This window comes from Pseudomonadota bacterium (assembly GCA_039033415.1).
Taxonomy (GTDB): Bacteria; Pseudomonadota; Gammaproteobacteria; order Xanthomonadales; family SZUA-38; genus JANQOZ01.
Window position 1 is genome coordinate 81,954 of sequence record JBCCCR010000016.1, and the last position, 21,557, is coordinate 103,510.

Here is a 21,557-nt window from a genome sequence, read left to right on the forward strand (position 1 = left end):
CTTGGAAACCCGAATTCTCGCCGATAAGCTGATTGTGGCCGAAGACGTCTTCGAGCCGCGCGAATACGACATGGTGGAAAAAGAGATTGCCAGCCTGCGGCAGTTCATCGAACCCACCTATCACGGCAGCGACGTCACGCTCTATCGCACGGTCCTCGACCAGCTCTACGGCGATCGGAAGCGGTCGTTTATTCTTCAGATCCTGCCGGAAAAGCTATACAGCCGGTCCGTGCTCGACCAGGCGGACACGATCCTGGACCTCTGCTACACCTTGGTGAACAAGCAGCACAAGTTCACCACGGCGCTCACGGAGATGCGCAGCGACACCGATTACCGGACCCACACCGATACGGGTTCCGGCGTTGGCTGGACGCAGATTTTTATGTCATGGATCTGGTACTACAACCCACAACCCGAGCTGTTCACCCACGGTGATCTGATCGTCGAGGACCTGGATCTGACCATCACGCCGAAGGACAACCGGCTGGTGCTTCTACCGGCCTATCTCAATCATCGGATCACTCCGGCCGTCTACGCTGACGGCAGCGGGGACTACTACCGCACCACGCTGAACGGGTTTTTGACGATCGGCTGACAGACCGGGGTACTAATCCCGGAAGTTTTTGAACTGGAGGGGCAGGCCGACGTCCGCTTCTTTCAGCAGCGCGATGACCGCCTGCAGGTCGTCGCGCTTCTTGCCCGTCACGCGAAGCTGGTCACCCTGGATCTGCGCCTGAACCTTCATCTTGGCATCTTTGATCTGCTTCACCATCTTCTTGGCGAGCGGCGTGTCGATCCCTTCCCGAACCGTCGCGTTCTGGGTGGCGGTCTTGGCCATGACCACCGGCTCCCCCGTTTCCAGGGCGGCAGTATCGATACCGCGCTTGGAAAGCTTGTTGTAGAGGATGTCCAGCATCTGCCCCAGCTGAAACTCTGCCTGAGCGGTGAGTTCGATGACCGTGTCCTTCAGTTCGAACTGCGCCCCACTGCCCTTGAAGTCAAAGCGGGTACCAACCTCTCGATTCGCCTGATCTACCGCATTGCTCAATTCGTGATGATCGACTTCAGAAACAACGTCAAATGACGGCATGGCGTGCTAATCTCTCTGGCTGACGGATGCTCAATTCTAGCAAAGAGCGCTGACCTGATCGCCGCCGGCACCTTTTGTCGATTTCGTAGTCTGACCTCCTTCCATGTCCTTTTCCCCACACCGGAAGCTGCTGTGATCTCGCGGTTCTTCAAACCGCCCTCACTGCTGTCGATAGGGCTCTTGCTGATGATTGTTGGCACCGCCAGCGGTCTGGAGCTCAAGATCGAAGGAGGCAGCGACGCCCAGCACGAGGCGGTGCTGGCGACAACGCCCGCTCGGCGCATCCGCGACGCCGAAACGGATGAGTCGCTCGATTTCTGGCTGAGACGGCTAAGCACCGAAGGCGCGAAGGCGCTGCAACCGCTCGGGTACTACAACGCTCAGATCAGCGGGGCGCCGGAAGGCACCGCGGTCCGGGTCCAGGTTGAACCCGGAGAGCCGGTCCGAGTCACGTCGGTGGCGATTCGCTTTCAGGATGCTGACGTGTCGCCGACGGTCACCTTCCCGCTGGCCGCCGGCGCGGTATTTGATCACCAGAGCTACGAAACGGGCAAGCAGGCGATTGCTGCCTGGCTTTTGGCTCAAGGTTATCTTGCCAGCGAGCTCATCACTCATGAGGTGCGGGTCCATCGCCAGCGACGAGCCGCAGAGATTGAGCTGACCTGGCGCCCGGGCCCGCGCTATCGTTTTGGGGAAGTCCGCTTTACAGACAGTCCGCTGGCGGACGCGTTTTTGCGCCGCTATCTCACCATCAGCCCGGGGGAATACTTCTCCGAGCGTCGGCTCCAGTCCATCAGCGAGGCCTTGCGCGGCAGCGGCTACTTTGCTGCCGTGGAGATTGTGCCGGGCGCACTGGATCCACCAACCGAAACCGTGCCGCTGGAAATCCAGCTGACGCCGCGCAAGCAGTCCGCCTACCAGGCCGGGGTGATCTACGCGACCGATGCAGGGCCCGGTCTTGAGGCGGGCGTTGAGCGACGCTGGCTCAACGACCGGGGCTACCAGGGGCGCGTGCGGCTCGAGCTTGCGACCCGCCGGTCGCTGGCCGCAGCGCGGCTGGACATACCCTCGGCAGGAGATCTCGATCGGTCGTTAAGCCTCAGCCTCAACTACGTCGATGAGTCCACCGACAGCTCCGATCGTCAGACCGGCCAGCTGGCGGTTTCCCGACAGTCGAGGTGGGGCGCCTGGAACCGCGTCGACGCCCTCACCTACCTGCGGGAGAACTTCGAGATTGGTCAGCAGGAAGACACCGTGAGCTTTCTGCTCGGATCGCTGGAGCTGGCGCGGCAGGTCAGCGACGGCAGCCCCGTTCCCCGAGCCGGCTGGCGGGCAAGCCTGGAGACCCAGCTCGGCGCTGATGCGCTCGCCTCCGATACCAACCTCGCCCGCGTCGAAATGAACGCCAAGTCCATCTATGGCGTGGGTGAGCAATACCGACTGCTGCTGCGGGGCAATCTGGGGGCACTGTGGTCGGATGATTTCAACCAGGTTCCTGCGTCGCTCAGGTTTTTTGCCGGTGGCGATCAGAGCGTGCGCAGCTTTGACTTCGAGGAGCTGGGTCCAACGGACGAGCTCGGCGAGCCCACCGGCGGCGAGTATCTGGCGGTGGCCAGCGTCGAGTTCGACGGCCCGCTGCCGGGCAACTTTCGCTGGGCGGCATTTGTCGATGCCGGTAACGCGTTTGGCGGCGGCGACGACGACATCGCCTACTCGGCGGGACTGGGTCTGCGCTGGCTGACCCCTATCGGTCCGCTGCGGCTGGACATCGCCAGCGCCCTGTCGGACTCGGACAGCAATTTCCGGATTCACTTCACCGCCGGGCCGGACCTGTGAGTGACGCACCCGCGCAACCGTACCGACCCAGAAGATGGCTAACGCGACTGTTGTGGGTTGCGGCTGTTTTGCTGCTTGTGCTGCTGCTTCTGGTGTTGACGCTCGTTTACACCCATCCCGGTCTTAGGCTCGCCGCGCGGGTGGCCAGCGGACTCGAGGGAGTCGAGCTCCGCTACGACACATTGGAGGGCTCGCTCGCCAGCCTGGATGCTACAAACCTTACTGTGAGCACCAAGGACCTGCGCCTGCGGGCAAAAACGCTCACGCTACGCTGGTCGCCGGCCGAACTGATCGGCCCGCTGGTCAAGATCGAACGTCTGGCCGCCGACGGGCTGACGCTGACCCTGCCCAACTCGAACGACGATATCTCGACCAGCTCACCGCCGAGTCTAGCGCCACCGGAATATTTGCAGCTGCCCGTTGAGGTGATGATCGACGCGCTGGTCGTCACCAATCTCACCCTGGACTCGGGAGACTCAGCGCCCCTTCGAATCGACGAGCTGACAGTCAGCGCGAGGCTGATGGACGATCAGTGGGAAATCTCGCGGGTAACCGTCTCCCAGCCCGATCAGCGACTGTCCGCAAGCGCCCGGCTCAAACCCAACTCGCCGTTTGATCACCGGCTTGCCGCCTCCGTGACGTCACCGGAGCTGGAGCTATCGTGGCAGAGCGAAGGGGATCTCAACGGCAGTGCCGGCTCGTTGCGCGGTCGGCAGGGCGACCAGCCGATCGACCTGTCCACGGTACGCCTGGCGTTTTCCGACGCACGGTGGCGGCTCGAGGTTGGCGGTCAGGCCGGACCGATTGAACTACAGGGCACCGCGGCGCTCGATGCGCTCGAGCTTTTTGCGGCGGACGTCCAGGCGGTTTACGCCGACCCTGCCGGCGATCTTCAGGATCTTGAGGTCACGGTCAGCGCCAGCGGGCCTTTCGAGCAGCTGGGCGGCCGCCTGGAACTTCGGTCCAACGGGCTAAGGACTCTAGGCCCCATCGACGGCGAAACCCGCTTCAGTCTGCAGTCCTTCGAGCAACTGGTTTTCAGCGGTCTCCTTCTCGCGACGCCCGACGGTCGGGTCAGCGGAGGTGCGCAGCTCAGGCTGAGCGAGCTGCCGCAGGCAGATTTCGATTTGCGGATCGATGACGTCAAGCTGGCCCGGGTGCACCCAGCACTCACCGGATTCATGGCGGGTACCGTACGGGCCCAAACCCGCGGCGAGGACGGCAAGCCGGCAAGCCGGCTCACGCTCGACCTGGCGAGCGAGGGAATCGACCCACCGCTGTCCATAAACGGAAATCTGATGCTGGCCGGCGCCACGCCGGCGTCCGGACAGCTGACCCTCGCTGCAGGTGCTGGAAACCAGCTTGAGCTGGATCTCCCCGCACCGGATCAGCTCAACCTGGACCTCAACTTTGAGAATCTGCAATCGCTCTGGCCGGATCTTGCGGGCAGGATGACCGCAACGCTGGTGGTCAATCCTGCGGCACTCATCGAGCTGGCCAACGATCCAACGCAGCTCGCCGGGGCTGACGCCTGGCCGCCCCTGACCGGCAGGATCGACGGCCGAGCAATGGCCCTGGGCGAATACCGGCTCGGCGAGGTGAAGCTGGCGCTGACCGAGACCGGCCCGACGCTGGACGTCACTGACCTGACCGCACCGCAGGCAAAGTTTCGCCGCGCCATGCTGACTATCGAGGGAAGCCCCGCATCGCATCGAACGACGCTCGACGCCGACAGTCCGTTGCTCAACGCGCGGCTGGGAAGCAACGGGAGCTGGGCCGCCGACGCTTATCGCTTTGTCGTGGACGAGCTGATGTTCGAAGCGGAAGACCTGCCGGCGCTCCGCGTCACCGAGTCCTGGCGGGGCAGCGTTTCCGCTGACGCGCAGCAGCTCGAACCGGGATGTCTTAGCGGCACAGGCATGCAGCTTTGCCTGGCGGCCAGCAACAACCTGGAAAGCCGGTCTGCGGAGCTGGAGCTGTCGCTGGACGCTGACGCGATCAGCGCGAGCAGCTGGCGGCGCTGGTGGCCGACGGCGCCGGCGGGGCTCACGCTGACCGAGCCGGTAACCCTCACCGCCGGGTTGGCGCAAGATGTGAAAGCGACAGCAGGTCAGAACACCGAAACGGACCGGATCAACGTCAGCGCCAAGCTGGGCGGTATCGAACTGCCGGCGCCGCAAACCCTCGAATCAGGCCCGAATCCCCAGCCGCTGCGGCCACTGCGTGATCTGGAGGTGTCGCTGATCGGCAACTCCCGAAGCGCGGATCTCAAGCTCTCCGCGGGCTTGGCCGACGGCTCGCTCGCGGCGACCGGGGTGGTCACCGACCTTTTTGCTATGCCATCCATCGATGCCAGCGTGGGCCTGGAGACAGACAGTCTCGATCTCCTGTCCTCGTTGCTCCCCGACGTCGATCTGGACGGGGGGCCGCTGACGCTCGACTTGACGGTGCGTGGACCTGCGCAGCAAGCCGCCGTGACGGGAACCGCCAGCGTCCGCCAGGTCACCGCAGCCGTGCCGAGGCTCAACATCTCACCACTGCTGGACTTTGATGTTCGCCTGCCCGCCGCCGGTCAGGGTACGTTTGAGGGCACCGTTCAGTCGGGTGAGGGACAGGGATCATTGCGCGGGAGCGCCGAGATTGACGAGGCGCTGCAGCTCGCGGTGGATCTGGACGGTGACAGGCTGCTGATCGCCGACAGCGACACGCTCAGCCTGGTCGCCAGCCCAGACCTCTCGCTTCGCATGGACGGTGCCGTCACCCGCGTCACCGGCGAAGTGACAATCGATAAGGGCATGGTCGCGCTGACCACCGGCTCCAGCAGCGTGCAGGCCAGTCCAGACGTGGTGATTGTCGACGCGGAGACGAATGAGCCATCCCGGCCGCAGTCGGCCAGCGAGCTGGATGTGCGGGTGAGATTCGATGAGCCCGTCCCGGTGACGGGCTACGGGTTGCGCGGTGAGATCAGCGGTAGCCTGCGGGTACGGCAGAAGCCCAAGGGCCCCATGCTCGGCAACGGCGAGCTGCAGCTGACCGGCAGCTACGGCGCTTTTGGCCAGCGGCTCATCATTGAGCGCGGCACGCTGAACTATGTCGAGACGCCGCTCAACGATCCGACACTCGATTTTTTCGCCTATCGCCAGGTGGGTGACACCAAGGTGGGTATCCAGGTCAGCGGCCGGGCCTCCAGCCTGAGCGCGCGGCTCCAGTCGGACCCACCAATAAACGAAGCGGACCAGCTGGCGATGCTGGTACTCGGGGAACGGAGCAACGGCCTGAATCAAAGCCAGTCAGACCAGCTGGCGAGCGCCGCGCTGGGCCTTGCGTTGGCGCAAGGCAATAAGCGACTTGGGGCGCTGGGTGACGAGGGCGCTCTACCGCAGGTGAGCCTGACGCAGGAGCTGGGCGGGCTGGCGGTGGCGGTCGGCAAACAGATCTCGCCCAAGCTCTATGTGGGCTACACCGTCGACCTGCTGGAGCCGATTCAGCTCATCCGCCTGCGTTATCGGATCTCCGACCTTTGGACCGCCGAGTCGGAGCTCGGTCAGGAGAGTCGGGTGGCGTTCCGATACCGTGTGGAGCGCTAAGCCCCACCAAACTGTGGATCCTGCCCTGGCTACATGCTGCGTCGGTATTGACCGCCGACCGTAAACAGCTCGTCGGTGATCTGCCCCAGCGAACAGCACCGAACGGCATCCATCAGCTTCGCAAACACGTTTTCCCCGTCGATCACCGCCTGACGAACCGCGGCCAGAGCCGCGTCGCTGTCCGCCTGATGCCGGTCCTGGAAGTCCTTCAGCCGCTCAATCTGCCGCTGCTTTTCATCTTCGGTGGAGCGGGCGAGCTCGATTAGCGGGTTTTCCTCCGGCGTCTCCGGCTCAAAGGTATTAACCCCAATGATCGGCAGGCTGCCGTCATGCTTCTTGTGCTCATAGAGCAACGACTCCTCCTGGATGCGACCACGCTGGTAGCCGGTCTCCATGGCGCCGAGCACCCCACCCCGATCGCTGATCCGCTCGAACTCCTGGAGCACCGCCTCCTCCACGAGGTCGGTCAGCTCGTCGATAATGAACGCCCCCTGATTGGGGTTTTCGTTTTTTGCGAGCCCAAACTCCCGATTGATAATGAGCTGGATGGCCAGCGCTCGCCGGACCGACGACTCGGTCGGGGTGGTGATCGCTTCATCAAACGCGTTGGTGTGCAGACTGTTGCAGTTGTCATAGATCGCAATCAGCGCCTGGAGCGTGGTGCGGATATCGTTGAAGTTCATCTCCTGCGCGTGCAGCGACCGCCCGGAGGTTTGGATGTGGTACTTCAGCTTCTGGCTCCGCGCGTTGGCGCCGTACTTATCGCGCAGCGTCACCGCCCAGATCCGCCGGGCAACACGACCCATAACGGTGTACTCCGGGTCCATGCCGTTGGAGAAGAAAAACGAGAGGTTGGCCGCAAAGTCGTCGATGTGCATGCCCCGCGCCAGGTACGCCTCGACAAACGTAAAGCCGTTCGACAGGGTAAGCGCCAGCTGCGTGATCGGGTTCGCTCCAGCTTCCGCGATGTGATAACCGGAGATCGACACCGAGTAGAAGTTCCGCACCTGGTGATCGATAAAGTACTGCTGAATATCACCCATCATCCGAAGGCTGAACTCGGTAGAGAAGATGCAGGTGTTCTGTCCCTGATCCTCTTTCAGGATGTCGGCCTGTACCGTGCCGCGGACCGCGGTCAGCGCACGGCTGCGCAGCTCGGCCGCTTCGTCCTCGCCTGGCGCGCGGCCTTGCTCCGCCACAAAGCGATCCAGCTGCTGATCGATGGCGGTGTTCAGGAACATGGCCAGAATCGTCGGCGCGGGCCCGTTGATGGTCATCGACACCGAGGTGGTGGGATCGCACAGGTCGAACCCATCAAACAGCGCTTTCATATCGTCGAGCGTGGCGATGGACACACCGGCATTGCCGATCTTCCCGTAGATGTCTGGCCGCGTGGCCGGGTCACAGCCGTACAGCGTGACCGAATCAAACGCGGTGGACAGGCGCTTGGCGGCAGCGTGCTCTGAGAGCCGCTTGAAGCGCCGGTTGGTGCGGAACGGATCGCCTTCCCCGGCAAACATCCGGGCCGGGTCCTCACCCTCTCGCTTAAACGGAAATACGCCGGCGGTGAACGGAAAGTGGCCCGGCAGATTCTCGCGCAGCAGAAACTTCAGGATCTCGCCATGGTCTTCAAAGGCGGGGACGCTGACCCGCGGAATTCGTGAGCCGGACAGGCTGGTGGTCGTCAGCCTCGTCGCTTTCTCCCCTTCGCCCAGCTGATCCTGTCGGTAGCTGTCGCGGGTTTGGGGCCAGGCTTCCAGCAACGCCTTGGCCTCGCGGTTAAGCGCGACGTCTTTTTCTTTTTCCAGCGCAACGAGCTCAGACGCGGTACTCGAGTCGCCCAGCATACGGCGGGCTTCCGCCAGATGCTGCCGCTCGCGGGCGAGGCGTGCCTGCGCGTCGCTGCCGGCGAGATAGGATCGCACCGTGTCAGCAATTTCCGCCAGGTAGCGCTGGCGGTTCGGCGGCACGATGATGGTTTTTTCCGACGACACGCGGACGCCGGCCGGCGGCAGTGCGGACGGGAAGTCGACAAAGTTCTTCTCTCGCAGCACGGTCAGCAGCTGCTGGTAAGCGGCGGTTACGCCGTCGTCGTTGAAGCGCGAGGCGATCGACCCGAACACCGGCATGGTGTCGGGCGCCTGGCTGAAGGCTTCCCGGTTTCGCTGGACCTGCTTGCAGACGTCCCGCCAGGCGTCGTCCGCGCCCTTGCGGTCAAACTTGTTGATCACCACCACGTCGGCGTAGTCGAGCATGTCGATCTTTTCCAGCTGGCTCTGCGCGCCAAACTCCGGGGTCATGACATAGAGCGACGCGTCGACATAGGGCACGATGCCGGCATCACCCTGGCCGATGCCCGGGGTTTCCACCAGCACGAGGTCAAAGCCACCCAGGCGGGTGAGCGCAATCACTTGCCGGAGGCACTCCGGCACCTCACCGGCCGCGCCGCGGGTCGCCAGCGAGCGCATGAAGATCTTGGGGTGATAAATCGCGTTCATGCGAATTCGGTCGCCGAGCAGCGCGCCACCGGTTTTGCGGCGCGTTGGGTCGATCGCGAGTACCGCCACCTTGACCGACTCTCGGCCGTCGAGCCGGATTCGGCGGATGAGTTCGTCGGTGAGCGAAGACTTGCCGGCGCCGCCGGTGCCGGTGATACCCAGCACCGGAACCTGTCCGCCAACAGCCTGCTGTCGCTCGAGCAGGGCATGGTCGGCGGCCGTCAGAAGTCCACGCTCCGCTTTGCTGATCGCGCGGGCCAGCGTAACCGGATCGGCGAGATCAAGCTCGGCGAGCGGGCCCGCGGCGGGCGCGTCGGCAACCCGGCGACAGGTATCCAGCATGTCGTCGATCATCCCCTGCAGCCCGAGCTGTTGACCGGTGTGGGGTGAGTAGATGCGGGTGACGCCGTACGCCTCCAGCTCCTGGATTTCGTCATAGACGATCACCCCGCCACCGCCGCCAAACACGCGAATGTGGCCGGCGCCGGCTTCCGCCAGCTGGTCAATCAGATACTTGAAGTACTCAACGTGCCCGCCCTGGTAAGAGCTGATGGCAATGCCGTCAACGTCTTCCTGCAGCGCCGCCTGCACCACTTCCTGCACCGAGCGGTTGTGGGCCAGGTGAATGACCTCCGCCCCCGAACCCTGCAGGATTCGTCGCATGATGTTGATCGACGCGTCGTGCCCGTCAAACAGGCTGGCGGCGGTGACAAAACGCAGGGGCTTGGGCGCCGCTTGCGGCTCAGGTGCGTTGAAGGCGGTGACGTTGCTCATGACAATTCCTCCGCTGGCCGGTCAGCCAGATTCAGGGCCATTTGGTTTTTCAGCTGTTCGTGCAGGCTGCGCGTCCCCTCTCGGTCGTCCGGGTTTGCCAGCCAGTGATAAACAATACCCAGCACGGTGGCGTTGAACTGGGCGGCAACCGCCTCGGGCGGGATTGCGCCGCGGTAGCCGACAGCGCCCAGCCAGCTGACAATGTCGCGGCTACGACGCTCGGCGATGGTAGCGATCACGTTCTTGACCGGCGACTGCACGCCGATCGACTCAAACCACAGGATGTAAAACGCCCGAACCGGCTCGACCGCCTCCAGACAGAATCGGCAGTGTTCATCGACGGCGGCGTCGATCGCCGCAAGGCCGCTCTTACCGGCCGTGACGCGCTTGAGATCACTTAACCACTGCTCGCCAACGTCCCGGACGATGGTCTCGAACAAGCCGGCCTTTGAGCCGAACCGATAGCCCGCCAGGCCGCGGGAGTAGCCGGCGCGCTCGCCGACCTCCTTGAGCGTGGTCTTGTCGGTGCCGCGCTCAACAATCAGCGTGATCGCGGCATCGAGCATGCGTCGATCGGACAGGTCGGTGCGCTCAGCGTGACTCATGCGCTGCGACTGGCTCATGCCGCCACCTCGCTGGCCATCTCAGCCAGCAGACGCTGGAAATAAGCGGGAGCCAGCAGCAGGCGACTGCCGTACCAGCTGAACATCTCGCCGTCGACGAGCAGCACCCGAGAGTTCGGAAGTGCCGCCCGAAACTCGGCCACGTGAGCGTCGCCAAAGGGATAGGGTTCGGTGCTGAGCATGACCCAGTCAGGCTGCCGCTCGGCCAGCGCCTCCAGCGAAGTTTCGGGATAGCGCGCCAGATCCGCCAGGCAGTTCCGGAAGTTCAGGCGCTCCAGCACCGCGTGGATGAAGGTTCCGGCGCCGCAGGCCATATAGGGCTTTTTCCAGATCAGATAGGCGACGGACTGGCCGGCCCCGTCAGCCAGCTGAGCCCAGCCGTTCTCAACCTCTTCAGCCATGGTGTCCCCGCGCCCGCTCACTCCCATCAGGTCCGCGACGCCGCGAATCATGGCAAGCGCGTCGTCGAAGGTGTAGATGTCGCTCATCCAGACGGGGTATTGCGCGGCGAGTGTCTCGATCGTTTCGCGGTCGTTTTCTTCTTTGTTGCCAATAATCAGGTCGGGCTCCAGCGCAGCAATTTTCTTCATGCTGACACGTTTGCTTCCCCCGATATCCGCCGCGATCTCGCGTGCCCGCGGTGGGTGTAGGCAATAGCGCGTAACGCCCGCGACGCGGCTCTCCATACCGAGATCGAATAAGAGCTCGGTCTGTGAAGGCACCAGGGACACCACCCGCCGGGGCTGCACCGGAACCGTGACCTCCCGACCCATCTGATCTAGCACCGTCCGGGCGGATTTTTGCTGATTGGCCATGGCGAAATTGTATTTGCTTGCTCCAAGCAAGTAAATGAACATGTTTCCCTCACGGTTGGCCCTGGCCACTTTGTCCTTCTGATCCTATGGAACTGGATCTAGCTCCCTGTGCCGGCTGCCGGTACCGTTCAAGCTCTTGGGACAGCGAACTGACAAGGCGAGCCATGCAGCCACTGAAACAAACCCCACGCAATACCGTCAGGCGCGTTGCCGATCGAGGCAGCTTCGACCGGCAGCTCGCCTACGATATCCTCGATGAAGCGCTGATCTGCCACGTAGCGTTTGTGGCGGACGACCAGCCCATGGCGATTCCCACGGCATTTGCCCGTGACGGAGACGAGCTCATTGTCCACGGTTCCGTGGCCAGCCGAATGCTCAAAACGCTCGCCACCGAAATGCCCGTCTGCATCACGGTGACCCTGCTGGACGGGATCGTGTTGGCAAGGTCCGTGTTTGAGTCGTCGATGAACTATCGTTCGGTGGTTGCCATGGGCAACGCAAAATTGGTGACCGAGCCTGCGGCCAAGCTGGCCGCGCTGCACCGACTGACGGAGCATCTGGCACCACGCCGCTGGGAGGACGCTCGTCAGCCGTCAGAAAAAGAACTGAATGCCACGTCGGTCCTGACCCTGGCACTTGACGAGGCGACGGTGAAGGTTCGAAAAGGTCCGCCGAAGGACCTCGAGAAGGATCTGGAACGGCCGATCTGGGCCGGCGTTATTCCCCTGGCGCTCACCGCTGACGAACCCATCACGGATCTCAGCGGAGCGGCGGTTGAGGCAGTGCCGGACTACGTTGCCGGCTACCAAAGAAAAACGGCCCGCGACGCGGGGTGTTCCTAAGCATATGAGGGGCTGGCGACGTGTGGTCGCCAGCCCTCAACTTCCCTGTCTGGCGCCTTATGCTGACGCCTTCTTTTCCAACGATGCTTACTGCAGCGCTGACGTGCAGGCCAGGCTGTCGCCAATGCGGTCGTACTCAAGCGTGACCACGCCGTCGCCGTTGCCGAAGTCGCCGGTGATCTCGACGCTGTCGCAACCGGTGAACGTCACGGAGCCAGTGCCTTCCTGGACAAGGGTCGTCTGATCGCCAGCGTTGAAAACGCCGCCTTCAGAGCGATAGATCGTCACGTCAGCGGTCACGCCGTTGAACGCACCCGGCGTGGCGCAGTCGGTTTCACCTGGCGCGCTGTTGCACGAATCGAAGTGGAACCAGGCCTGGTTGGTGCCGGCGGTGTCGAAGGTATACAGGAAACCCAGCACGCGATCCTGGCGCGGGAAGACCTGAATCTGTGCGCCTTGACCGGGGGTCGCGGCGTTGGCGAACAGGCCGGTTCCGGTCAGATCCACCGGGACCTGCACCTGCAGCGCACCCACGGGCAGCGCCGTAATGCCCAGCGGCTGGTTGGCGCCGTCGCCGGTGGCAACCACGGTCACGATCGTGCCGTCGGTGAGCGCCACCGCGTCGGGATCGATGAAGTTGGTACGACCGTCCGGAGAGGCCACTTTCAGGTCATAGGTTGCTTCAGGCAGCTCAAGATAGCCACTGGCAACACCAAAAGGCACCGGATTCAAACCGCCGACTACGTCACCGCCGTCGGTGCGGATAGACACTTCCGTACCCGCCAGCGTATCGGCGAACGGGGCTGCGTGCACAACGCGGATCTTCACGTTGCCGGCATCCGGCGGCGTGTTGTCGTCGGCCAGGGCCAGCAGGTCGAGAGGCTGGTTTGCACCGTCACCCACAGCCAGCAGCGTGAAGTCGCCGTCGGTCAGGTCACCCGAGAAGGTGATCGCCGGCTCGGTTCCGCCCACGGGCGTGATTTCGACGTTGTAGGTGCCGGCCGGACCGAGGTCCAGATAGTCCGTAAATTGACCGAACTCGACGCCTGGCAGGGCGACAGCGCCATTCACCGCTACGTCAACCGCGGTGCCCTCGAGGGTGTCCGCAAACGGTGCGAAGTGACCGACAACCGCCCGTACCTGAGCTTGGGCCGGGACGGCCAACGCGCTGGCGAGCAGACCGCCAAGCAAGATTCTGGAATTCATCATTGCCTCTCCAATGTGTGTTTAGGATTGAGCCTGAAACAGGCCGGCGCATTTTCCCGATCGCGTTATGAAGCGCGGGTCATCCAAATGTTAGACAGACGTTCACACAAGTGAAGAATTTATGACGGCCGGGGGGCGGCCCTAAAGCGGGGTTACTGAGGTTTAAGATCCCAGGCATCGAGCCAGCTGCGTCTCTCGGGGCGCAGGCTGAAGTCAGTTGCCAGCCGCTGCGCAAAATCGGGCATGTGCCCCGCCCCGTAGAAGATCGCCACACGCTTGCGGCCATCGTCGAGCTGCTCTCGCAGAACCCCAAGCGCTCGCTCGTTGCGCACGGTGATGAGGGTTGAACCCTTTTCCCCGCCGTCCAGCAACGCCATCATCGAATCCATCTGGTCGAACTGACGCGCCATGATCGTTTTGAGCTTGCGGGTCCGGTCGCTCGAAAACAGCGCGCTGAGCAGCTCTACGTCTGACACCACCGTCGCCTGCTGGGGTGCTGCCAGCGCCGTCATCCAGGCTTTGAGCAGCAGCTGAAAGAACGACTCGCCGCGGTTTTCCATCGACTCGCTGAACTGCTTCGGCGACAGGTCGGCGTGCACAAAGTGTTCGCCGGTGTAGTCCACCTCTTCAAGCTGGAAGCTTAAATCCAGGAGGTCTTTCATGCCGAGCTGGAGCCGGGAAGCAATGCCTCCGGGCCCTTCGCGTTCCGGCCCGCCCTCTGGAATACGGGTGCCTTCCGGCGCCACCAGCTCGTACAGCACGGCGTCGTAGTCATCCAGCAACTCGTTGAGCGCCTCGTAGTAGGACACGTCGGCAACGTGCACGGCGCTCACCAGATCCACGGTGAGCCCAGGCCTCTTCGCGTAACCTCCCTGGGGCACAAAGCGGACCACAGAAACTTGCAGCGAGGCGGGCCGGCCGTCCTCTTCGTATAGCCTCAGAAAATCCCGGGTACCCTGATCGAGCAGCAGCGGCGTGCTGTTGTCGGCAGTGGCAACGTCTAAGGCCGGCCCCAGGAGAAAGAACAGCATTCCAGCGCGAATCATCGTCATACAAAGACGATAGGGGCGTACGCCAGAAACACAAGGGTCGATCTGCAGGGGGGTGCCTATTCGAAGCCGCTGGCAAAAATCAGCCCGCCGGGCCCCAGATTGTAGTACGCCACTACGCGATTTTGCCAGCGCCGTGGACCCACAAAATCCAGCTGGCCGTCACGGTCCAGATCCACGACGCTGGTCACGTACATCTGTCCATCCGAGTCCACCGGCAGCTCGTTCCACCCGCTCGCGAGATTCTCAAAAATCGAGATACCCGAGCTGCCGAAAGAAGCCCCGGCAAGCAGGTCGACCCGGCCGTCCTGGTTGAAGTCCGCCGCCGCCAACGTGTGGTAGTTCGTCACGTCATCGAGCAGCACCTCTCGCTGCCACGCTTCCTCGCCGCCGGTTGGATCGCCGCTGTGGCGGTACGTGGCCAAATAGACGCGGGTGCTGCCTTCGGCGGTGACCATCGCCACATCGTCGGGCTGCCCGTCGCCATCGAAGTCGGCCACCACCGACTTGACCGCGCGCCCGGCGAAGTTCAGGTCGATGTTGTACTCCGCCGGCTCGCCCGCCCGCCATCCTCCCGGGTTATCCCAGTAGACGCCGGACAGCACAATTTCCATTTCCTGATCGTTGTCGACATCACCGACCGCAAGCCCCTCCGGCCCGTTGGCGGTCTCGCCGGTGGGCCAAAAGCGCGTGGTCCAGTCGGCCAGGTCCGCGTTCTGCAGCGCCACCAGGAGGCGGAGGTTGTCCGACCGAGTTCGCACCACCACGTCTTTGCGTCCGTCGCCGTCCATGTCGGCAATGGCCAGATCGTTCTGATGCCAGACGCTGAGGGAATAGATTTCGATGCGCTGCCAGGGTTCGGTGACGGTGGCGCCAGCGCCGGGGTTCAAAAACAACCACAGTCGGCCCGGGCCGGAGCTTCGCGCCCCGTCCGCAGCCACCAGATCCGGCCAGCCGTCGTTATTCATATCGGCGACCGCGGCGCCGTAGGAGGTCCCGCTGCCCTGCCCAAGGTCAAATTCTTCAGAGCTGTCGCTCAAGTTCGGTCCGGCATACCACTGGAACGCGCCGTTGCGGGAGTAAGCCACGTCGGGCCATCCGTCGCCGTTGAGATCGGCGCTGCCAATCACGCCGGTACTGCGCTGGCCCACAATCTGAGGCTCAGACCAGAGCATCTGGCCGTCAGCGGATCCTACGACCAAGATAAAGAACAGCACTGCGGATGAGGCGAAGTGGCGTTGGGACATGGCGCCCAGCGTAGTGCGAAAGCAGGGCGAAAAAGATGCCCGTCGTCACACTACGCGGAAGCGAGCGTGGAAAGGTCAGGCTCGGTAAAAGATGAAGCCGCCCCCTCGTTCCACTGTTTTCGAGTGCCAATCTTCAAACTGTGGGAGAGTTGGGCCCCGGGGGCGGCTTCGACCGGACCGATGGTCCGGGTAGACCAGCTTTGCGTGATGGCTGGCGCTCAACGTTGTGAGACCAGCCACCGCGACAAAAGTTTGTGATGCGTTTTGGCCCGCGTAGAAGCGTTTCAGCTCCGTATCGCATTACTTAACATCATCACAACACACCACCCGGCGACATGCCTGTGCCATCGGTTTGATCAAAGCCCCCGAAACTCGGGAAATCAGGCCATCCTTACGGCCTGGGCAACGACAGGCGCTGGATGGCCACGTCGTCACGCACCCACTCTCCGCCCTCGAGACCGAGATAGTCGACGTCCACGCTGATCCGGTTCCCCGCGTCGAGCGCGTTGGAGGGTTGGGTCAACGTCAGCGCCAGACTGCCCGCCGACTCGTCGCTGACGCTGCCGAACGTTGACAGGCGAGCGAAGCCGGTTCGCTGGAACATCTCGAACGTCAGGGGCCCGGACAGATCGCTGAAGGAATCCAAACCGAAGAACCACACCGGCGTGCCGTCTTCCGCGTAGACGTAGAGCAGCACAAACAGGGTCGTGGTGCCGTCGCCGTTGTCGATGTTCTCCAGGCTGAAGCCCCAGCCCGTATCCGCTTCGCCGGCAAACCAAAGGCCGCCGAAGTCGTCCGCAGGCCGGCTGCTTTCGAGCGTCAGCGGCTCAACACACCATTCGTCGACCTGGTTGGTGAGGATAAACTGCAGCACCGCCACGCTGGAGACGCCGTTGCGCCCAACGCCGTCGTTACAGGCGTTGCTCAGCTCCGGGTTGTTAAAGTTCAGCACCACCTGGCCGGCGGAGCCTGGGTTGGCCTGCTGCGGGGGCGTTCGGCTGTCGTCGTACAGAAACTGGGCGAAACCAATCTGGTCGCCGTTGCGCGTCCCGGAAAACACGCCGTTATCGATGGTCCCCACCGCCTGGAACCACTCCGGCGCGCGCCCGAGCGTTTCGAAGGTGTAGAACGTCAGCACGTACACGTCGTTGCCGTCAGCGTCCTGACCGCCCAGCGCAAATTCGAAGCCGTGACCGTCGCGAGAACGGTCGAACATCAGGCCAAGGTAGTTCGGCTCATCCGGTGATGGCGCCCAGCCCACCTCATGCAGCATCGGCCGGGACAGCGCCAGCGAGCGAAACGGCGCGTCGACGCAGCCAGGCGTGTTGGCGGTCATCAGCTCGCAGTAGTTCTGCGCAATGTGAGACACCGATGAACCGGGCTGATACTCGAGCGGCGCATTCATGCGAATGAAGCCTTCGTCTCGGGTGGCGTCAGTGTTGCGGATGGATACCGACGATTCTGGACCCGACCACTGCAGGCCGGAAATCGAGGTGGCGACCTCCAGCCGCTGCGCATCGGTGACCGACGGATCGATCAGCGAGATCCCTTCACCCGTGCGGTTGTCTACGAGATTGGCGGTGAACACGTCCGGCTGATTGAAGACCAGCCGGCCGGTTTCGTTGAAGGTTGCGGCGAAGCCGACGCCGTGGGTGATCTCATGCAGGGTCACCGAGAGAAAGTCAGAATCGTTGCCGGTGGGACCCTGCGGCGTAAAGCCGTAATAGAACGTGCGATTACCCAGCGCCACGTTGCCATCGATATCCGTGTTGAAGGTAATAAAGATGTCCGCCTCAGCGGTCTGGTCACCGCCGGAAAGACCACTGAGCGAGGTGCCTGCGCGCCGTGTTGCGACCGATTGGATGTAGAGCAGGTCGGGTTCGGGCAGGCCGGGGCTGTTGGAGAACAGCGCCCTGCCCCGCGCTCCGGCGAGCGTCGCGCCAGTGGTGTCACCACCGCGGGCTTCCCAGCACGCGTTGATGGTCACGGGCACGTCGCTGTAGAGCTCCATCGAAAGCAGCCTGGCTGCTTCCAGCATGGTGTTGCGCCGCGCCTCTCCGAGCGTGGTGGCCTGGTTGCCGCCCACCGGGGTAAAGGGCGCCGGATCCGTCCAGGGTGCAATATCGCAGTTCGCCGTGCCGGGAGTGTTTTCGAAATCCACCAGAATCGGCAGATTGCCGACGGTCTGGGTACTGGCATTCACGCTGAGGCTTGCGGTGGACTGCTGCCCCTCAAAGGACACCACGCCGACAAAGATTCGCGTTCCCGCAAGATCGGGCACCGCAAAATCGGCCAGCACAATCGATTCGCTCGTAAAGAGACTCTGGGAGGTGAACTCGGCGGATCCAAAGACGTCGTTGATGGACGTGAGGTCTTCCGGAAAGGGGGTGCCGATCCGGACGAGTAAATCGATGTCTCTCGCCGACGCACCGTCGAGCTCGAGCGTGACCTTCCGAGTGCCCGGCGGTACGTCGAGAAAATAGGAGGAGTCGAGCGTCGCAGAGCCTATTTCGACCGTGGGAACATTGACTTCCAGCGTGCCCTGGGCAGGCAGCTCAATCTGCGCCTGGGCTGCCGCCACAAAACCCAGCAACGTCAGCGCCGCGAGAACCCGCAAAGCCATCATTGCCGCTTCTCCACCCGCCGCACGTCGTTTCGGGCGTTCCCATGGCGGTAACCCAGCGTGCCGTCCGGCTTCACGAAGGCCACGAGCGGCGGCATGGTTGGCGCCGGGTGCTCCACTATTCCGCGCGCTTTCATCGCCGATTTTTTGGCGGCCGAAGGGCTGTCGCTGAGCGTCACGGTGGTCAAAATCTGCTTGGATTCAGCCTGCGCCGAACGTTCCTTGTCAGCGGCTTCCTTGTCGGCAGCCGCGAGCGCCAGCAGCGCGCTGAAGATAACTGGACTCATACCATGGATTCCTTGAGTTTCTCGTTCTAATCCGGAAAGAACCGGTAGTGGCCGGTAACCGGGTATTTAAACAGGATATCGGGTACCACAGGCCCCGCCCCGATATTGTGAACGATTTGTCTGACGGCGGGTCCTTCCGTTTCTGCCGGGTGCTCCGACACGATACCAATATGCGGAAGATTGCCGGGCAGCGTCCAGGTGACCAGATCACCGGGGAGATAGTCCTCCGCCCGGTTTGTGACCGCCAGACTGGCCCCGAAGCGCTCAAAAAACGTTTGTAGGTTAGGCACCCGACGGTGGTCGATATTGGCATCGGGGCCCGTCAGCCCCCAGATTCTCGACGACGGATAGCTGTCGAAGTTGAGCGCCATATCCTCATGAATGGCCTGCTGCAGGTCAACGCCGATCGCCCGATAGGCCCGGATCACCAGGTCGGTGCAGACCCCGATCTCATCAGGGACGTCTCCCCCGGGGTAATTGATCGCCAGGTAGGCGCCGTCGTAGCGGACCGCGACACGGGTCCGCGCCATGGCCGCATCCACCAACGCTCTCGCTTGCGAGACGGTTCGATCGGGCTGTGCAAACACCGCCCCGGTCGACACGGCGACGAGCCAACCCAAAACGAGGCTTACGAGGATCTGGCGTCTTGTCTTGCTATTGCTGGGTGCTTGCATATCCTTTTTATATGACCGTTTTTTCTTGTCGACCGTTCCCGGCGCTGATGACGCTGCTTATTGGGATCAGCTTTGGCCAAACTCACGCCGGCGAGTTCCAGGCCCTCAGCTACGAATACCGCGACAAGCAGACTTTTCTGGAGGCAACCGGTGCCAGCGACGTATCGGGCGCGCTGCCGTCGGGCCCCGGCTCTGCAACCGAAACCACGGTAGGCGGCGTGACGTTCCAAAGCCACCCACCGTCCACTCTGAACTTTGCAGCCTGGACCGAAGGGTTGCCCGACCCCTTCGAGCTGGCGCTGAACGGCGACGAAGAGCTGAACATCGTGCTGGCTACGCCCGCGCTCAGCGTCGGCTTTGAGGTCGAGCAGGCGACCAATTCTCATCCCAACATCAATGGCGGCAACGTCATCTCAGATTTTGATGTTGTGCTGTGCGCCGAGACCTTCGACCGCGGTGACGCCTGCCCTACCGCTTCCGTGATCAGCACCCACCGGTTTCACCCGCCCCTCAGCGGACCGCCTGACTATACGCCCAGCTTCTTTGGGGTTTGGACCGGCACACCGATTGCCCAGCTTTCCGTTCGCGAGCCCACCCCGGCTGACGGCAACGAGTTCTTTGGCCGGGTGTTTGCCGGCAATCAGCCGAGAGCCAACCCGCTGCTGGATCAGTTTGAAACGGACGACACGCCGCAATCGGCCAGCACGCTGGTGCTGCTTCAGTCCCAGGGATTTGAGCGGCAATACATCCAGCTCCACTCACTGCACAACGCGGCAGACCAGGACTGGGTATTCCACAACGTGATATTGGACCGGGATATCCGGTTTGAGCTCAGCAGCAGCGATCCCTCGTTTCATGCCGAGGTGGCGTTTTTCGACGTCGACCGCTTTTCCGACCCCCAGGAAGCGCCGCTGCTGGTGCTGGGCGACTGTGGTGCAGCCCCAGCCGGAATCGACGAGATGATCGACAGCTTGAATACTCCGGGCTCGACGATGTTTCAGATCACACGCTGCAGCGGATCAGCCCCGGTTGACTACACCCTGCGCTATACGGTGATCCTCAACGCCAGCTTCTCCAACGAGCAGGTGTTTCGGTTGTCCGGGTCGGTCACAACCGCCAGCACGGGTGACCCGGTTGGAGCATTCATCCGCAGCAACAACGGGGAAACCGGTTTTTCGAACCCAGCCAACGGCGCCTACCAGATGGTGCTGACAAAAAACATCGAACACGTGATCACCATCGAATCACCCAACTTTGAGATCCAGCAGGAGGTGATCGGGCCGGTCGGTTTCTTCGAATCCGAAGTCAGCCTCGATCTGCAGGTCAACCCACAGGGCATTTTGTTTTCTGACGGCTTCGAATAAGCCGAGGGGCTTGTTCGGAATAACGTGGATCCCGCTCAAATCCCTTGAAACGGCATGAGTACGCCGACAGATTTGAACTAATCAGATCTGGAAGAAGGCGATGAAGCGATTCAAAAAGGTTCTCCTGGTTCCGGCCGCACTCACGCTGGATGACGCCGCGATTCAGCGCGCCATTCGTCTGTGCAAAGCGAGCGGTGCTCACATGTCGCTCTGCTGGCCGCAGGACGCCAGCTCCGACGGCGGCACCGGCCTCGACTACATGCCCGACGTCATCGCCTCCATTGAGGGTCGGCTTTCGGAGCTGACGGACGAGATTCGCTCGACTCACGACATCAGCATCGACTACCGCCTGGATCGGGGCAAGCTTTACCTGGAAGTGATCCGAGCCGTGCAGCACGACGGCTACGACCTCGTGATGAAAACCGCCCGCGGCAAATCCGTGGGCCAGCAGATGTTGTTTGGCGGGGACGCGCGTCAGCTGCTGCGCAAGTGCCCCTGCCCGGTTTGGATTGTCGATCCAAAAGAGACCGATGAGTCAGCGGTGCTCGCGGCTGTCGACCCGATGACATCTGACGCCGAAGCTGAAGGGCTCACCACCAAAATTCTTCAGCTGGCGACATCGTTAGCGGCGATTGAAGACACCGAAATACACGTAGTCCACGCCTGGGCCCCACCCAGCGAGCGCCTGCGACGAAACTTGAGCTGGCTGGCACTGCCGGTCGCCAAGGGCGAAGAACACATCGACACTATCCGCGACCAGCACCGCGAAGCGTTGGACAAGGTGCTGGAACCGTTTCGCGACGAATACCCGAACATCAAAACCCATCTTGTGCGCGGGCTGGCCGAGCAGGTGATTCCCGGCGTGGCGATGCAGATCAACGCCGGCACGCTGGTAATGGCAACCCTCGCCCGCAGCGGCATTCCCGGTCTGCTCATCGGCAACACCGCAGAGGTGGTGCTCAACGACATTAACCGATCGGTGCTGGTCGCCAAACCCGATGGGTTTGTCTCGCCGCTTACCCTGGAAGCCAACGCCGACTGA

16 protein-coding genes are annotated in these 21,557 nt (G+C 62.7%); 6 read left to right on the forward strand and 10 right to left on the reverse strand.

Going from position 1 to position 21,557, the window contains the following annotated elements:
* Position 1: 1 nt before the first annotated feature.
* Entirely contained in the window at positions 2-595 is a 594-nt protein-coding gene (locus tag AAF358_14485) for a hypothetical protein (GenBank protein MEM7706764.1), read from the forward strand.
* A 12-nt stretch (positions 596-607) separates the two neighbouring features.
* Here the strand turns inward: AAF358_14485 and AAF358_14490 are convergent, their stop codons facing one another.
* Positions 608-1,090, reverse strand: coding sequence for a YajQ family cyclic di-GMP-binding protein (locus tag AAF358_14490; protein MEM7706765.1), 483 nt, complete (start codon positions 1,088-1,090; stop codon positions 608-610).
* A 186-nt stretch (positions 1,091-1,276) separates the two neighbouring features.
* Between AAF358_14490 and AAF358_14495 the strand changes: the two genes are divergently transcribed.
* Positions 1,277-2,926, forward strand: a complete 1,650-nt coding sequence (locus AAF358_14495; GenBank protein ID MEM7706766.1) for an autotransporter assembly complex family protein — start codon at positions 1,277-1,279, stop codon at positions 2,924-2,926.
* Positions 2,927-2,976: 50 nt separating this feature from the next.
* Positions 2,977-6,513: a translocation/assembly module TamB domain-containing protein gene (locus AAF358_14500; protein ID MEM7706767.1), complete on the forward strand. Its 3,537-nt coding sequence runs from the start codon at positions 2,977-2,979 to the stop codon at positions 6,511-6,513.
* A 29-nt stretch (positions 6,514-6,542) separates the two neighbouring features.
* Here the strand turns inward: AAF358_14500 and icmF are convergent, their stop codons facing one another.
* Genes icmF through AAF358_14515 form a run of 3 tightly spaced genes read right to left on the reverse strand, consistent with a single transcriptional unit; the run spans position 6,543 to position 11,223 of the window.
* Positions 6,543-9,785: a fused isobutyryl-CoA mutase/GTPase IcmF gene (gene icmF / locus AAF358_14505; protein ID MEM7706768.1), complete on the reverse strand. Its 3,243-nt coding sequence runs from the start codon at positions 9,783-9,785 to the stop codon at positions 6,543-6,545.
* Positions 9,782-10,408, reverse strand: coding sequence for a TetR/AcrR family transcriptional regulator (locus AAF358_14510; GenBank protein MEM7706769.1), 627 nt, complete (start codon positions 10,406-10,408; stop codon positions 9,782-9,784). The genes icmF and AAF358_14510 overlap by 4 nt, the downstream gene beginning before the upstream one ends.
* Complete coding sequence (locus tag AAF358_14515) at positions 10,405-11,223, reverse strand: helical backbone metal receptor (GenBank protein ID MEM7706770.1); 819 nt, start codon at positions 11,221-11,223, stop codon at positions 10,405-10,407. Before AAF358_14515 ends, AAF358_14510 begins: the two co-directional genes overlap by 4 nt.
* A gap of 164 nt (positions 11,224-11,387) precedes the next feature.
* Between AAF358_14515 and AAF358_14520 the strand changes: the two genes are divergently transcribed.
* On the forward strand, positions 11,388-12,065 hold the full coding sequence (locus AAF358_14520; protein MEM7706771.1) for a pyridoxamine 5'-phosphate oxidase family protein: 678 nt from the start codon (positions 11,388-11,390) through the stop codon (positions 12,063-12,065).
* A gap of 87 nt (positions 12,066-12,152) precedes the next feature.
* On the opposite strand, the gene AAF358_14525 is transcribed toward AAF358_14520, so the two are convergent.
* The 6 genes from AAF358_14525 to AAF358_14550 all read right to left on the reverse strand — a co-directional run bounded on the left by AAF358_14525 (position 12,153) and on the right by AAF358_14550 (position 19,007).
* Entirely contained in the window at positions 12,153-13,274 is a 1,122-nt protein-coding gene (locus AAF358_14525) for a DUF4397 domain-containing protein (protein ID MEM7706772.1), read from the reverse strand.
* A gap of 149 nt (positions 13,275-13,423) precedes the next feature.
* Entirely contained in the window at positions 13,424-14,317 is an 894-nt protein-coding gene (locus AAF358_14530) for a hypothetical protein (GenBank protein ID MEM7706773.1), read from the reverse strand.
* Positions 14,318-14,379: 62 nt separating this feature from the next.
* Complete coding sequence (locus AAF358_14535; GenBank protein MEM7706774.1) at positions 14,380-15,567, reverse strand: VCBS repeat-containing protein; 1,188 nt, start codon at positions 15,565-15,567, stop codon at positions 14,380-14,382.
* A 391-nt stretch (positions 15,568-15,958) separates the two neighbouring features.
* Entirely contained in the window at positions 15,959-18,193 is a 2,235-nt protein-coding gene (locus AAF358_14540; protein ID MEM7706775.1) for a hypothetical protein, read from the reverse strand.
* Entirely contained in the window at positions 18,190-18,477 is a 288-nt protein-coding gene (locus tag AAF358_14545; protein ID MEM7706776.1) for a hypothetical protein, read from the reverse strand. Before AAF358_14545 ends, AAF358_14540 begins: the two co-directional genes overlap by 4 nt.
* 26 nt (positions 18,478-18,503) lie before the next feature.
* The gene (locus AAF358_14550; protein MEM7706777.1) at positions 18,504-19,007 is read right to left on the reverse strand and encodes a DUF1287 domain-containing protein; all 504 of its coding nucleotides are present in this window, start codon (positions 19,005-19,007) and stop codon (positions 18,504-18,506) included.
* A 155-nt stretch (positions 19,008-19,162) separates the two neighbouring features.
* Between AAF358_14550 and AAF358_14555 the strand changes: the two genes are divergently transcribed.
* Complete coding sequence (locus tag AAF358_14555) at positions 19,163-20,515, forward strand: hypothetical protein (GenBank protein ID MEM7706778.1); 1,353 nt, start codon at positions 19,163-19,165, stop codon at positions 20,513-20,515.
* Between the two features lie 100 nt (positions 20,516-20,615).
* Positions 20,616-21,557 carry a universal stress protein gene (locus tag AAF358_14560; protein MEM7706779.1) on the forward strand — a complete coding sequence of 314 codons (942 nt, stop codon included), beginning with the start codon at positions 20,616-20,618 and terminating at the stop codon, positions 21,555-21,557.